Genomic DNA, 14,244 nt, shown 5'->3' with positions numbered 1-14,244 from the left:
GACGGACGGCCCGGCCCGGCCCGGTGCCGCCGGGTCCGGCGCCGGCCCGCAGCAGCCCGGCACCCCTGCCCGTCCGACCGGGAACGGGCCGGTTCCTCGTCCTCACGGGCGTGTTCGTCTGCGCGGCCTGCGGACTGGTGTACGAGCTCGAACTCGTGGCGCTGGCCGCGTACTTGATGGGCGACTCGGTCACCCAGGCGTCCGTCGTGCTGTCCGTCATGGTGTTCGCCATGGGCATCGGCTCCCTCGCGGCCAAGCGACTGCGCCGGTTCGCCGCCGCCGGCTTCGGCGCCGTCGAGGCGGTGCTCGCCCTGATCGGCGGCTGCAGCGCCATGGTGCTGTACGCGGTGTTCGCCTGGACCGGCGACTGGGGCGGGCTGTGGGCGGACGGCCCGCGCTTCCTGCTGGTCGCCTTCTCCCTCATGATGGGGCTGCTGATCGGCGCCGAGGTGCCCCTGCTGATGGAGCTGATCCAGCGCATCCGGCGCCAGGACGCGGGCGGCGCGGTGGCCGACCTGTTCGCGGCGGACTACGTCGGCGCGCTCGTCGGCGGCCTGGCCTTCCCCTTCCTTCTCCTGCCGCTGCTGGGCCAGTTGACCGGTGCGCTCCTGACCGGCGCGGTCAACGTCGTCGCCGGCGGCGCTCTGGTCCTCGGGCTGTTCGGGCGGGACCTGACCCCGCGCGCCCGCGGGCTGCTGCTGGTCGCGAACGTCCTCGTGCTCGGCGTGCTGGTCTCGGCCGCCGCCCTGGCCGGCGACTTCGAAAGGGCCGCGCGGCACGCGGTGTACGGCACGGACGTCCGCGTGGCGGTGCAGAGCGGCGTCCAGGAAGTGGTCCTCACCGGCGGCACCCGGGGCCGTCCGCTGAACCTGTACGTGGACGGGCGGCTGCGCGCCGGCCGGGACGAGCGCCACTACCACGAGGCGCTCGTCCACCCCGCGATGGCCGGACCGCACGCGCGCGTGCTCGTGCTCGGCGGCGGCGACGGTCTCGCGGTGCGCGAGGTGCTGCGCCACCCGGGGGTGCGCCGGGTGGACGTCGTCACCCCGGACGCGGACGTGGTGCGGCTGGCACGGACCGACCCGGCGCTGTCCCGGCTGGGCGGGCACGCCTACCGGGACCCGCGCGTGCGGGTGACCACGGCGGACCCCTTCGGCCGGCTGCGGGAGGTGCCGCCGGCGACGTACGAGGTGGTGATCGGGGACCTGCCCGACCCGGGCCTCACGGCGAGCACGAAGCTGTACGCCCAGGAGTTCTACGGCCTGGCCCGGCGGACGCTGGCACCCGGCGGGCGGCTGGTGGTGCACGCGGGGCCCGTCTCCTCCCGCCCGCGCGTGTTCTGGACGGTGGAGTCGACCCTGCGGGCGGCCGGTCTGCGGACGGCGGTGTACCGCGTCGGTCACCGCGACGACGCCGGCACCGGGCCGGGCCGCACGGCGGACGCTGCCCTCCGCCCGCCCCGCGACTGGGGGTTCGTCCTGGCCGCCCGGACGGTCCCGGTGCTGCGCCTGGACCCGGAGGCCCCGCGTCCGCGCACGCTGAGCCCGGCCGCGCTCGCCGCGGCCGCCCGCGCGGCCGCCCGCACCCGCCTGGCGGGGCTGCCGCCGTCGACGCTGGTCCACCCCCGCTACACCGGCTGACGCAACGTTCCTGTGCACTGCGGTGCGGGGTGACGGGAGGCGCCGGGGGCCCGCCGCGCGGGGCCGTGGTGACGCCGGTGCGGCATGGGGCGAGTTGTGCGCGAGCGGGGGTACGACACGCCGCCACTGGGTACCCTCGGCTGACATGGAGCACGAGGTGTTCGTTCCGGTTCCGGCCCCGCCGCTGAGGGAGGCACTCGCCGATCCCGCACGGGTGGCCCGGGCGGTCCCCGGGCTCCAGCAGGACGCGACCGCCGGTGAGGACGGCGCGGAGGCCGGGAGCGGGGGCGGATCGGTCGCCGGACGCCTGAAACTGCGCGTCGGCGGGCACACCATCACCTACCGCGGCACGCTCCGGCTCTCCCGGCGCGACGACGGAGCCTGCACCGTCGAGGCCGACGCCGCCGAGTCCCGCGGCACCGGCACGGCCGGTCTCGCCCTCACGCTCCGGGTCCACGAGACCGACGGCGGCGCCACCGTCGCCTTCGACGGCACCGCCACGGCGGACGGCCGGGTCACCGCGCTGCCCGCCGACACGGTGCGCACCGCCGTGGTGCGCCTGCTGAACCGTTTCGCACAGAACCTGGCGGAGGGGCTCGGAGACACCGCCTCGGCGGAGCCGCCGCCCGCGACGGCCGCCGAGGACGGGGACGCGGAGGAGGCGGCCGGTACCGCTGCCCCCGCCGGGGCGCGCGGGGCCGCCGAGTCCCAGGGCACCGAGGACTTCTCCCCGTCGAGGACCGGGGAGTTCGACGCCGCGCCGGAGGCGGACGACGCCCCGGCACCGATGCCGGACGGGGGCCGCGCCGAACGCGCCGGGCAGGCCGACGACGATGCCGCTCGGCCTGCCGGGGGCTCGGGAGGTGCCGAAGCCGGGACAGCCGAGTCGCCCGAGGGGGAGCAGGCAGGTCCGTCGTCCGCGGAGCGGGAGGGTGTCGAGGCCGGGCCGGACGAGCGGGCGGCTGTCCGGTCGCCCGAAGGGTCGGAGGGTGCCGGGGCTGGTGCAGCCGAGCCGGCCGAGCGCGATGGCACCCGGGGGACCGGCGGGCCGGTGGAAGCACGTCCTGGAGGCGGTGAGCCGGCCGACGCCGAGGCCGACCGGTCGCGGCCGGGAGCCGGCCGTTCGGCCGAGGAGCCGGAGGGTGCCGGGGCGGGGGACGCCGACGAGGAGCCCGGGGCTGGGCCCGCCGCGGCCGCCGAGCGCGCCTCCGTCTTCGACGTCGAGGTGCCGCCGCCCTCCCTCGACCCGCTCGCCGACGCCGATGACGCCGACGACGCCGATGCCGGCTCCGGCGACGACGCCGAGGACGGCGGCCGGGGCGACGGCGGCGGGGAGGCAGCCGGTGAGCCGCAGCGGCCCGTGTCCGAGGACTTCGACGACGCCGCCGAGCCGCCCGCCGAGGCCGCGCACGCGCGGCGGACGATGATCGGGCGCAGCGCGGAGGAGGTCGACCACGCGCCGCCGCGCGGCCGCTACGCCCCCGTTCCCGCACCGCTGACCGTCTCCACCAGCCCCGTCCTGCGCTGGGCGGCCCCGGCCGCGGCGGTCGTCGTGGTGTCGGCGATCGTGCTGGGCCGCGTGCTCCGGCGGCACCGCTGAGCGGGGCGTCTTCGCGCCACCCCCACCGGACGCCGAACGCGCTCTTGATCGGCCCAGTAGCCTCGTTGCGTGAGCATCGAAGAGATCACGCTGACCGCGGGCGACGCGGAAGTGACCCTGCAGCCGGGCAACGGAGGGCGGGTCGGCGGGCTCCGCGTCGGCGGCGTCGAGCTGCTGCGCCAGGGGGAGCGCTTCGGCTGCTTCCCGATGGTCCCCTGGTGCGGCCGCATCCGGGACGGCCGCTTCCTCGACGGCGCCACGGTCCAGCAGATGCCGCTCAACTCCCCGCCGCACGCCATCCACGGCACCGCCCGCGACGGCGCCTGGCGCACGGCCCGCACCACGGGGACCGAGGCGGTCATGACGTACGACCTCGTCGACCCCTGGCCCTATCCGGCCCGCGTCACCCAGGTGGCCACCCTGAGCGAGGACGCGTTGACGCTGGCCATGGCGGTGGAGACGTACGCGTCCTCCTTCCCCGCCCAGATCGGCTGGCACCCGTGGTTCCGGCGCAACCTCGGCGGTCAGGACGTGCGGATCGACTTCGACCCGGCCTGGCAGGAGGAGCGCGGCGGCGACCACCTGCCCACCGGGCACCGGCTCGACCCCAAGCCGGGCCCCTGGGACGACTGCTTCGGCATGCCCGGCGGCGTCGACGTCACGCTGACCTGGCCCGGGCAGCTGGAGCTGAGGGTGACCAGCCCCGAGGAGTGGGTCGTCGTCTACGACGAGCAGGAGGCCGCCGTCTGCGTGGAGCCGCAGACCGGTCCGCCCAACGGCCTGAACACCCTCCCGCGCCTGGTCACGCCGCTGGAGCCGCTGGAGGCCACGACGACCTGGTCCTGGCGGCGCCCGTAAGCTGACAGGCATGAGTGACGTCAACGCCGTAACCCCGTCGGACCCGCGCGGCGCGCTGCTGCAGCAGATCAAGGACAAGGCCGTGGTGCACGGCAGGGTGACCCTCTCCTCGGGTCTGGAGGCCGACTACTACGTCGACCTGCGCCGCATCACCCTCGACGGCGAGGCCGCGCCGCTGGTCGGGCAGGTGCTCCTGGACCTGACCGCCGACCTCGACTACGACGCGGTCGGCGGCCTGACCATGGGCGCCGACCCGGTCGCCGCGGCGATGCTGCACGCCGCCGCCGCCCGCGGGCGCCGGCTGGACGCGTTCGTGGTGCGCAAGGCGGCCAAGGCGCACGGCCTGCAGCGCCGCGTCGAGGGCCCCGAGATCCGCGGCCGCCGGGTGCTGGTCGTCGAGGACACCTCCACCACCGGTGGTTCCCCGCTCACCGCGGTGGAGGCGGTGCGCGAGGCGGGCGCCGAGGTCGTCGCCGTCGCCACGATCGTCGACCGGGCGACCGGCGCGGCGGAGAAGATCCAGGAGGGTGCGGGTGTGCCGTACCTCTACGCGTACGCGAAGGACGAGCTGGGGCTCGACTAGGTCCTGAGGGCCTGGCCGGCGGGCCCGGCCGCCACCGGTCATCCACAGGCTGGACAGGGTGTCCGAAGGAAGCGGCGTCGTCTGCGAAGATGGGGCCGACGAGGACGTCACCCCCTAGGTCAGGGCCTTCAGTACGCAGAAAAGCAACCCGCACATACGAGGAGCGGACAGATGCCCATCGCAACCCCCGAGGTCTACAACGAGATGCTCGACCGGGCGAAGGCAGGCAAGTTCGCCTACCCGGCCATCAACGTGACGTCCTCCCAGACCCTGCACGCGGCCCTGCGCGGGTTCGCGGAGGCGGAGAGCGACGGCATCGTCCAGATCTCCACCGGCGGCGCCGAGTTCCTGGGCGGCCAGTACAGCAAGGACATGGTCACCGGTGCCGTCGCGCTGGCCGAGTTCGCGCACATCGTCGCCGAGAAGTACCCGGTCAACATCGCGCTGCACACCGACCACTGCCCGAAGGACAAGCTCGACGGGTACGTCCGTCCGCTGCTCGCGCTCTCCGAGAAGCGCGTCCAGGCCGGCCTCGACCCGCTGTTCCAGTCCCACATGTGGGACGGCTCCGCGGAGACCCTCGCCGACAACCTGAAAATCGCCCAGGAGCTGCTGGAGCGCGCCCGCGCCGCCAAGATCATCCTCGAGGTCGAGATCACCCCGACCGGCGGCGAGGAGGACGGCGTCTCCCACGAGATCAACGACTCCCTGTACACGACGGTCGACGACGCGATCCGCACCGCCGAGGCCCTCGGCCTGGGCGAGAAGGGCCGCTACCTGCTGGCCGCGTCCTTCGGCAACGTCCACGGCGTGTACAAGCCGGGCAACGTCGTGCTCCGTCCCGAGCTGCTGAAGGAGCTCAACGAGGGCGTGGCGAAGAAGTACGGCCTGCCGCCCGGCAGCAAGCCGTTCGACTTCGTCTTCCACGGCGGCTCCGGCTCCACGGAGGAGGAGATCCGCACCGCCCTGGAGAACGGCGTCGTGAAGATGAACATCGACACGGACACGCAGTACGCGTTCACGCGTCCGATCGCCGACCACATGTTCCGCAACTACGACGGCGTCCTGAAGGTCGACGGCGAGGTCGGCAACAAGAAGGCCTACGACCCGCGCACCTGGGGCAAGCTGGCCGAGGCGTCGATGGCGCAGCGCGTCGTCCAGGCCTGCGGCCACCTCCGGTCCGCGGGTTCGAAGATCAAGTAACCCGCGACCGGTGACGGTCGGGCCCGGTGCCGGTGACGGCGCCGGGCCCTTCGCATGTCCGGGGTGCGGTGGCGCGGCGCCGAGGGGCCCCGGGCGCCGTGCTCCGCCGGCCCGGTGCGGCAGCCGTCCCTCGTGGGTGTGGTTGCGGTGGGGGGTCCGGTGGGGCAGCCGTCGCACGTGGCAGCGGCTGCGGCTGCGGGGCCGGGGTCCGGCCGACTCCCTCCGGCGTGCGCTGCGGCGCTGGCCGCGATCCGGGCGGCGCGGGATGATTCCCCTCATGGCCGTCGTCGCCCAGGAGGCCCCCGCCGTCCGGCTCGGCTCCCCGCGGGGGAGGTGGATCCTGCTGACCACCGTGCTCGGCTCGAGCATGGTGCTGCTGGACTCCACCGTCGTCAACGTCGCCCTGCCCCGCATCGGCCGCGACCTCGACGCGGACCTCGGTGCACTGCAGTGGACCGTCAACGCCTACCTGGTGACGCTCGCCGGTCTGATCCTCCTCGGCGGCGCGCTCGGGGACGATTTCGGCCGCCGCAAGGTGTTCGTCGTCGGGGTGGTCTGGTTCGCGGCCGCCTCGCTGCTGTGCGGGCTGGCCCCGCATCCCGGCGTCCTCGTGGCCGCCCGGGCCCTGCAGGGGGTGGGCGGCGCGCTGCTGACGCCCGGCTCGCTCGCGCTGATCCAGGCCTCCTTCCACCCGGACGACCGGGCCCGGGCGGTCGGCCTGTGGTCCGGGTTCGGCGGCATCGGCGCCGCCGTCGGCCCGTTCCTCGGCGGCTGGCTGGTGGACGGTCCCGGCTGGCGCTGGGTCTTCCTGCTGAACGTCCCGCTCGCGCTGCTCTGCGCTCCGATCGCCGTGCGGCACGTCCCGGAGTCCTCGGGCGGCCCGGTCCACGGCCGCTTCGACGTGGTGGGCGCCGTCCTCGGCGCCGCGTCCCTCGCCCTGGTCACGTACGCGCTCATCGAGGCCGGCGGCGGCTCCCCGGCCGTCGTGGTGACGGCCGCCGCGGGCGTGCTGGCGGGTGTGGTGTTCGTCGGGTGGGAGCGGCGCCGCCGGGACCCGATGCTGCCGCTCGACATCTTCCACTCCCGCCAGTTCACGGCGGTCAACCTGGTCACCCTCTGCGTCTACGCGGCCTTCGGCGGCTTCTTCTTCCTCACCGCGCTCCAGCTCCAGGTGGTGGTGGGCTACTCGGCGCTCCAGGCGGGCACCGCCCTGCTGCCGACCACGGCCCTGATGCTGCTGCTGTCGTCCCGCTCGGGCGCCCTGGCCGAGCGCATCGGCCCGCGGATCCCGCTCACCGTCGGACCGCTGCTCTGCGCGGCGGGCATGCTGCTGATGACCCGGGCCGGCGAGGGCGCCGGCTACCTCGCCGACGTGCTGCCGGCCGTGCTGGTGATGGGCGCCGGCATGGTCACCCTGGTCGCCCCGCTGACCGCCACCGTCCTGGCCTCCGTCGACACCCGCCGGGCGGGCCTGGCCAGCGGCGTCAACAACGCGGCGGCCCGCGCGGCCGGGCTGGTCGCCGTCGCCGCGCTGCCGCTGCTGACCGGGATGGGACCGGAGGCGTACCGGTCGGCGGGCGCCTTCGACGCCGCGTTCCGGCGGGCGATGCCGCTGTGCGCGGGCGTGCTGGTGGCGGGGGCGGTGCTGGCCTTCGCCACGGTCCGCCGGCCGGCCCCGCGCTGCCGCCGCCCGGAGTGCCGCACCCACGGCTGCGTGACCGCTCCGCCGCTGGAGGACGGCGCCGGCGGGCCGGGGCACGCGGGGCCCGAGGGCGCCGCCGGGGGACGGGCACCGGCGTGAGGAGCCGCCCCGTTCCGCCGCGCGGGTCATGCAGCACACTGAACCCATGACGATTCACGAGAACCTCCTGGGCGGCCCGCCCCCCACCCACCTCCCCGACGACCCGGAGCCCCGCGAACTCCTCGCCAAGGGCACCCCGCCCGCCGAGGTCGCGGGCCGCTACCCGGCGTCGTCGCTGGCGTGGGCGCGGCTGGCGGACGACGCCTTCGAGCGGGGCGCGGCCGTGGAGTCGTACGCGTACGCCCGTACGGGCTACCACCGCGGGCTGGACGCGCTGCGCCGCAGCGGCTGGAAGGGCCACGGCCCGGTCCCCTGGGAGCACGAGCCGAACCGCGGCTTCCTGCGCGCCCTGCACGCCCTGGCCCGCGCCGCGCAGGCCATCGGTGAGCAGGAGGAGTACGCGCGCTGCACGCAGTTCCTGAAGGACTCCTCGCAGACGGCGGCCCAGACGCTGGGCTGATCCGGACGGCGGGTCCCGGCGCCCGCCGGGACCCGGCCCGCCCCGCCGGGCGGGCCTTGCGATCGGCGCGGGCGATGCGCAGGATGCCGGTGGGGACCGGGGCCCCCGTGCCGGCATCGGCAGGGGCGGACCGCTACCCGGAGTTCATGCAGGAGACAGCGATGTCCCAACAGGCTCAGCGGTCGTACGACACGTCGTCGGGGACGGTGGCACAGGCGCCGTCCGAGACGTCGTCCGAGGCGTCGTACGAGACTCAGGAGCCCGAGACCCCGCATCTCGATTTCGAGGGCACCACGCCGTACGAGGACTACGTCAAGGCGGACGTGCTCACCCACCTCCAGCACACCCTCTCCGACGATCCCGGGGAGATGGTCTTCCTGGTCACCACCCAGGTGATGGAGCTGTGGTTCACCGTCATCGTCCACGAGTGGGAGACCGCGGCCCGCGCCCTGCGCGCGGACGACGTCCCGACGGCCGTCGCCGCGCTGAAGAGGTCGGTGCGCGAGCTGGAGGCGCTGAACGCCTCCTGGAAGCCGCTCGGCCAGCTCACACCGGCCCAGTTCAACTCCTACCGGGGCGCCCTCGGTGAGGGCTCCGGCTTCCAGTCGGCGATGTACCGGCGCCTGGAGTTCCTGCTCGGCGAGAAGTCGGCGTCGATGCTCGTCCCGCACCGCGGCGCGCCGCGCGTGCACGCCGAGCTGGAGAAGGCGCTGCACCAGCCGAGCCTGTACGACGAGGTGGTGCGGCTGCTGGCCCGGCGCGGGCACGCGATCCCGGACGCGGTGCTGCGGCGCGACGTCTCGCAGCGCTACGAGCCCTCGGAGGAGGTCGAGGCCGCCTGGGCGGAGGTCTACCGGTCGGATGCCGCCGACGAGCTCGCCCGCCTCGGGGAGGCGCTGACGGACGTCGCCGAGCTGGTGTGGCGCTGGCGCAACGACCACCTGGTCGCCACCCGCCGCGCGATGGGCGCGAAGCCCGGCACGGGCGGCTCCGCCGGGGTGGCCTGGCTGGAGAAGCGCGCCCGCAAGAGCGTCTTCCCCGAGCTGTGGACGGCGAGGTCCCATGTCTGAGACGACTGCCCCGGCCGGTGACCTCGCCGCCCGGGCGGGCAAGCTGGACGCCGAGGACGAGCTGGCCGCCCTGCGGGACCGGTTCGTCCTCGACGACGTGACCTACCTCGACGGCAACTCGCTCGGCGCGCTGCCGGCGGCCGTCCCGGACCGGGTCGCCGACGTGGTCCGCCGCCAGTGGGGGCGACTGCGCATCCGCTCCTGGGACGAGAGCGGCTGGTGGACCGCGCCGGAGCGGATCGGCGACCGGATCGCCCCGCTGGTCGGGGCGGCGCCCGGGCAGATCGTGGTCGGCGACTCCACCAGCGTCAACGTCTTCAAGGCGCTGGTGGCGGCGGTGCGCCTGGCCCGGGAGGCGGGCGGCGGCGACCGGGACGAGATCCTGGTCGACGCGACGACCTTCCCCACGGACGGGTACATCGCGCGGTCCGCGGCCCGGCTGACGGGCTGCGCGCTGCGGCAGGCCGACCCGGCGGAGGTGCCCGGGGCGCTGGGGGAGCGCACCGCCGCGGTGCTGCTCAACCACGTCGACTACCGCACCGGCCGCCTGCACGACCTGCCGGCGCTCACGGCCGCGGTGCACGCGGCGGGGGCCCCGGTCGTCTGGGACCTGTGCCACAGCGCGGGCGCCCTGCCGGTCGGCCTGGACGCGCACGGCGTGGACCTGGCCGTCGGCTGCACCTACAAGTACCTGAACGGAGGCCCGGGCTCACCGGCGTTCCTGTACGTGCGCCGCGACCTGCAGGACCGCTTCGACTCGCCGCTGCCGGGCTGGAACTCCCACGCCGAACCCTTCGGCATGCGGCCGGACTACGCCCCCGCGCCCGGCGCCGTGCGCGGCCGGGTCGGCACCCCCGACATCCTGTCCATGCTCGCCCTGGAGGCGGCGCTCGAAGTGTGGGACGGCGTGTCGGTGGAGGCCGTACGGGCCAAGTCGCTGGCGCTGACGGACTTCTTCCTGGAGTGCGTCGCCGCGTACGTGCCCGCTGGGCGGGTGGAGTCGCTGACCCCGGCGGCCCACTCCGAGCGGGGCAGCCAGGTCGCGCTGCGCTGCTCCCCCGGGCTCCCGCCCTCGGCCGGGCCGGGCGGTGCGCTGACCGCGGAGGAGGTGATGAGGCGGCTGACCGAGCGCGGAGTGGTCGGCGACTTCCGCCACCCGGACGTGCTCCGCTTCGGCTTCACCCCGCTCTACGTCGGTTTCGCCGACGTGGAACGGGCGGCGCGGGTGCTGGCGGAGATCCTGGCGTAACCGCACGGGCTCTCTCGGCCTCTCCGGGGAGTACGCCCCCGCCGTGGCGCACGCGGCGGGGGCATTCCGGGGCACCGCGACGGCCGGGACCTCGCGTGGGCGGGCCGGTCATCGGGGCGAGAGCGGGCCCACCGGGGCGGGGCGGGCCGGTCACAGGGCCCGCGGCGGTATCGGCCGCCCGGGCATCGGCCGCCCGGGCATCGGCCGCCTGCGGCGTCCGGGTCCGGCCGGGGGACGGCGGCCCGTGCCACCGGATGCGGGACGCGTTCCCCGCGCGGGGGTAGCCACCGTACGGTTCCCTTGACGGTGGAGCGGCGGCCTCGGGAACGGGACGCGGCACCGCGAGCCGGCGGCGGTGAGGCTCTTGCGCCGGACATGCCGCAAACGTGACGAAAACGCCGCCCCGCCACCCCTCACCGAGCGTGACGTCCCCGTGTTCGCGCACGTCATCCGCCTGATACCGTCCCGGCCAACGGCCGAACACACATCTGGTCCGCCAATTCCTTGACGTAGCTGAGAGGTTGGAGCATGCCGGACGCCGCCGCAGAGCCGGAGAACGCCGCCGCCCGGGGTACGGCGGCGGCCAGGGACGCCGTGGCGCGGGACGCCGCGGAGGAGGAGTCGGCCCTCTCGCACCCGCCGGTCGCCCCGGACGCCACCGCCGCCTACGGCGACCACGCCGACCAGGTGATCGACTTCTACGCCCCGCGCGCCACCGGCACCGCCCCGGCGCCCTCCGCGACCGCCCCACTGGTCGTGGTGCTGCACGGCGGTGCCTGGCGGGCCCCGTACGACCGCCGCCACATCAGCCCGTTCGCGGACTTCCTGGCCCGCCGCGGCTTCGCCGTGGCCAGTGTGGAGTACCGGCGCGGTGCCGCCGCGGCCGGGGAGGGCGAGGCCCCGGTCGCGGGCCGCTGGCCGGACACCTTCGACGACGTGGCGGCCGCGCTGGACGCCCTGCCCGCGCTGGTCCGGGAGGCGCTGCCCCAGGCCGACACGCGCCGCACGGTGATCACCGGCCACTCGGCGGGCGGCCACCTGGCGCTGTGGGCCGCGGCCCGGCACGTCCTGCCCGCGGACGCGCCCTGGCGCACCGACCGGCCCGCCCCGCTGCGCGGTGTGGTCGCCCTCGCGCCGATCGCCGACTTCGCCGTCGCGGAGAAGCTGGACGTCTGCGGCGGAGCCGCGCTCCAGCTTCTCGGCGGGCCGGACGAGTACACCGGACGCCGCGCCTGTGCCGACCCGGCGCTGCTGCTCCCCACCGGCATCGCGACCACCCTGGTGCAGGGCCGCACCGACGTGGTGGTGCCGGAGCTGGTCGCCGAGTCGTACGCCGAGGCGGCGGCGAAGGCCGGCGAGATGGTGGGCCTGACCCTGCTGGCGGACGTCGGCCACTTCCCGCTGATCGACCCGGCGGCGGACGCCTGCGCGGTGGTGGCGGAGGAGATCGCACAACTGGCGTGGTGAGCGGCGGCGGGCGGACCCGGCCGGGGACCCGGCCCGTCCGCTCGCGCCGGCCCGGCGGCCGGCGGCCCGGCGCACGTCCCGCCCGTCGTACCTCCCTCGCCGTCCCGTAGTACCTGAGGCGGACGCCGGGGAACCCCTCTCACTGGTGACGACCGCGCACCCCGCCTGCCCCTACGGTTCTCAGCGTGACCGAGACGACGCAGACGCAGACGACGCCGGACGGCGCGTTCCGTCCGTACCAGCCGCGCAGCCCGGAGTACCGGCTGGCCGCCGACGCCCTCCGCGGGCTGCGGCAGGACCTGTTCCACGACGCCTTCGCCTTCCGTCCACTGCCCCGCAGGGACCCCGGCGGGCCGCTGACCGGGCGGCTGTCCGGCCGCGCACGGGAGTACGCGGCCTGGATGCCGCACTCGGTGGTGGTGGCGGCCGGACTGCTGGCCATGCTCGTCGCGTGGGGGAGCAGCGGCGACGGCCTGGCGGCCGCGGTGTGCGGCCTGCTGGTCCTGGCGCCGGTGCTGCTGACGCTGGCCCGCCCGGTCGGCGCCTTCTGGGCGTCGCTCCTGTCGACGGCCGTCGTGAGCGTCGTCAGCGCGTCCTGGGGCGCCGGTCCGTGGCCGCCCGGGGCGTTCGTCTCCCACCTGACGGTCCTGACCGTCGTGGCGATCCGCACCCGGCCGCGCACGGCGGCGTGGATGTGGGTGCTGACCGGAGCCTTCGCGCTCTTCGTCACGGCCCTCTTCGGCACCGGCTACTACGGCAGCGACGGCGCGCCGATGATGGTCGTCGCCGCGTTCGTCCTGCTGGCCGTGACCGTGTGGCACATCCGCCGGTCCGCCGAGCAGGAGGTGACGGCCCAGCAGACGGTGACGGCGCACGAGCGCTCGCGCCGCACCCTGCTGGAGGAGCGCACCACGATCGCCCGCGAGCTGCACGACGTGGTGGCCCACCACATGTCCGTGGTCGCCATCCAGGCGGAGGCGGCCCCCTACCGCGTGCAGAACCCGCCGCCGGAGCTGGAGAAGGCCTTCGCCACCATCCGGGAGAACGCGGTCGCGGCGCTCACCGAACTGCGCCGCGTGCTCGGCGTCGTGCGCGCGGAGGACTACGAGGCGCCGGAGGCCCCGCAGCCCACGCTCGCCGACCTCGGCGCGCTCCTCGACAACGTGCGGGAGGCGGGCCTGGACGTGGAGAAGGTGGTGACCGGCGCGGTGCGCGAACTGCCGCAGGGCGTGGAGCTGTCGGCGTACCGGATCGTCCAGGAGGCCCTGAGCAACACGCTGCGGCACGCCCCCGGCGCGAGCGCCCGGGTCGAGATCGGTTACGTCCTGGGCGGCCTCGGCCTGCGCGTCGTCAACGGCCCGGCGCCCCGGCCGTCCCCCGTGAAGCCCTCGCCCGGCGCCGGGCACGGCATCACCGGCATGCGCGAGCGGGTGGCCATGCTGGACGGCGAGATGACGGCGGGCCCGGCGGACGGCGGTGGGTACGAGGTGGCGGTGTTCCTGCCGGTCGCCACGGCCGTCGGGCGCCCGGACGGCGAAGAGGACGGCGCATGACCGGCGGCACGAGCGGCACGCCCGGTACGAGCGCTGCGAGCACGGCCGCCCAGAGGAGCACGGCAGGCGCGGCCGATGAGCCGGCCCCGATCCGCGTCCTGATCGCGGACGACCAGATGATGGTGCGCGAGGGCTTCTCGGTCCTGCTGAACGCCATGCCCGGCATCGAGGTCGTCGGCGAGGCGGTCAACGGCCGCGAGGCGGTCGACCGGGTGCGGGAACTCGCTCCGGACGTGGTGCTGATGGACATCCGCATGCCCGAGCTGAACGGCATCGAGGCGACCCGGGAGATCGTGGCCGCGGACGGCACCGCGAAGGTGCTGGTGCTGACCACCTTCGATCTGGACGAGTACGTGTACCAGGCGCTGCGGGCGGGGGCCTCCGGGTTCCTGCTCAAGGACGCCTCGGCACGGCAGCTCGCCGACGGGGTGCGGGTGGTGGCCGCCGGTGAGGCGCTGCTCGCGCCCTCGGTGACCAGGCGGCTGATCACGGAGTTCTCCAAGCTGGCGCAGCCCCCGCGCCCGGTCCCGGCCGCGCGGGCCGCGTTCGGGGACCTCACCGAGCGGGAGACCGAGGTGCTCGTCCTCATCGCGCAGGGGCTGTCGAACGCGGAGATCGCCGGGCGGCTGGTGGTCGCCGAGTCCACGATCAAGACCCATGTCAGCCGGATCCTGGTGAAGCTGGGGCTCAGGGACCGCACGCAGGCCGCCGTCTTCGCCTACGAGGCCCGCCTGGTCACCCCCGGCTGACGAGTCGCGCC

The 14,244-nt window shown here is 75.6% G+C and carries 12 protein-coding genes; all 12 read left to right on the top strand.

Annotation, left to right across the window (positions count from 1 at the left end; translation table 11 throughout):
• The first annotated feature begins 23 nt into the window (after positions 1-23).
• The 12 genes from ABZ920_RS15730 to ABZ920_RS15675 all read left to right on the top strand — a co-directional run bounded on the left by ABZ920_RS15730 (position 24) and on the right by ABZ920_RS15675 (position 14,233).
• Positions 24-1,640 (top strand): polyamine aminopropyltransferase, encoded by a 1,617-nt coding sequence (locus tag ABZ920_RS15730; RefSeq protein ID WP_361504234.1) that lies wholly within the window; start codon positions 24-26, stop codon positions 1,638-1,640.
• A gap of 145 nt (positions 1,641-1,785) precedes the next feature.
• Complete coding sequence (locus ABZ920_RS15725; protein ID WP_361504109.1) at positions 1,786-3,240, top strand: SRPBCC domain-containing protein; 1,455 nt, start codon at positions 1,786-1,788, stop codon at positions 3,238-3,240.
• Positions 3,241-3,309: 69 nt separating this feature from the next.
• On the top strand, positions 3,310-4,098 hold the full coding sequence (locus ABZ920_RS15720) for an aldose 1-epimerase (protein ID WP_361504106.1): 789 nt from the start codon (positions 3,310-3,312) through the stop codon (positions 4,096-4,098).
• A gap of 10 nt (positions 4,099-4,108) precedes the next feature.
• The gene (gene pyrE / locus ABZ920_RS15715; protein WP_361504103.1) at positions 4,109-4,681 is read left to right on the top strand and encodes an orotate phosphoribosyltransferase; all 573 of its coding nucleotides are present in this window, start codon (positions 4,109-4,111) and stop codon (positions 4,679-4,681) included.
• A 171-nt stretch (positions 4,682-4,852) separates the two neighbouring features.
• Positions 4,853-5,884: a class II fructose-bisphosphate aldolase gene (gene fbaA / locus ABZ920_RS15710; protein ID WP_361504101.1), complete on the top strand. Its 1,032-nt coding sequence runs from the start codon at positions 4,853-4,855 to the stop codon at positions 5,882-5,884.
• A 277-nt stretch (positions 5,885-6,161) separates the two neighbouring features.
• Entirely contained in the window at positions 6,162-7,685 is a 1,524-nt protein-coding gene (locus ABZ920_RS15705) for an MFS transporter (RefSeq protein WP_361504098.1), read from the top strand.
• 46 nt (positions 7,686-7,731) lie between these two features.
• Complete coding sequence (locus tag ABZ920_RS15700; RefSeq protein ID WP_361504095.1) at positions 7,732-8,145, top strand: DUF3151 domain-containing protein; 414 nt, start codon at positions 7,732-7,734, stop codon at positions 8,143-8,145.
• A 161-nt stretch (positions 8,146-8,306) separates the two neighbouring features.
• A complete protein-coding gene (locus ABZ920_RS15695; protein ID WP_361504092.1) occupies positions 8,307-9,215 on the top strand; it encodes a tryptophan 2,3-dioxygenase family protein in 909 nt (302 codons plus the stop codon).
• Positions 9,208-10,464, top strand: coding sequence for a kynureninase (kynU, locus tag ABZ920_RS15690; RefSeq protein WP_361504089.1), 1,257 nt, complete (start codon positions 9,208-9,210; stop codon positions 10,462-10,464). The genes ABZ920_RS15695 and kynU overlap by 8 nt, the downstream gene beginning before the upstream one ends.
• Before the next feature lie 528 nt (positions 10,465-10,992).
• On the top strand, positions 10,993-11,931 hold the full coding sequence (locus tag ABZ920_RS15685; RefSeq protein WP_361504086.1) for an alpha/beta hydrolase: 939 nt from the start codon (positions 10,993-10,995) through the stop codon (positions 11,929-11,931).
• 185 nt (positions 11,932-12,116) lie between these two features.
• On the top strand, positions 12,117-13,484 hold the full coding sequence (locus ABZ920_RS15680) for a histidine kinase (RefSeq protein WP_361504083.1): 1,368 nt from the start codon (positions 12,117-12,119) through the stop codon (positions 13,482-13,484).
• Positions 13,481-14,233, top strand: coding sequence for a response regulator transcription factor (locus ABZ920_RS15675; protein WP_361504080.1), 753 nt, complete (start codon positions 13,481-13,483; stop codon positions 14,231-14,233). Before ABZ920_RS15680 ends, ABZ920_RS15675 begins: the two co-directional genes overlap by 4 nt.
• Positions 14,234-14,244 lie beyond the last annotated feature (11 nt).

Source organism: Streptomyces sp. NPDC046831, from assembly GCF_040645305.1.
Classification (GTDB): domain Bacteria; phylum Actinomycetota; class Actinomycetes; order Streptomycetales; family Streptomycetaceae; genus Streptomyces.
The sequence above is the reverse complement of the archived record's forward strand: the minus strand, read 5'-3'. Positions and strand labels throughout refer to the sequence as shown.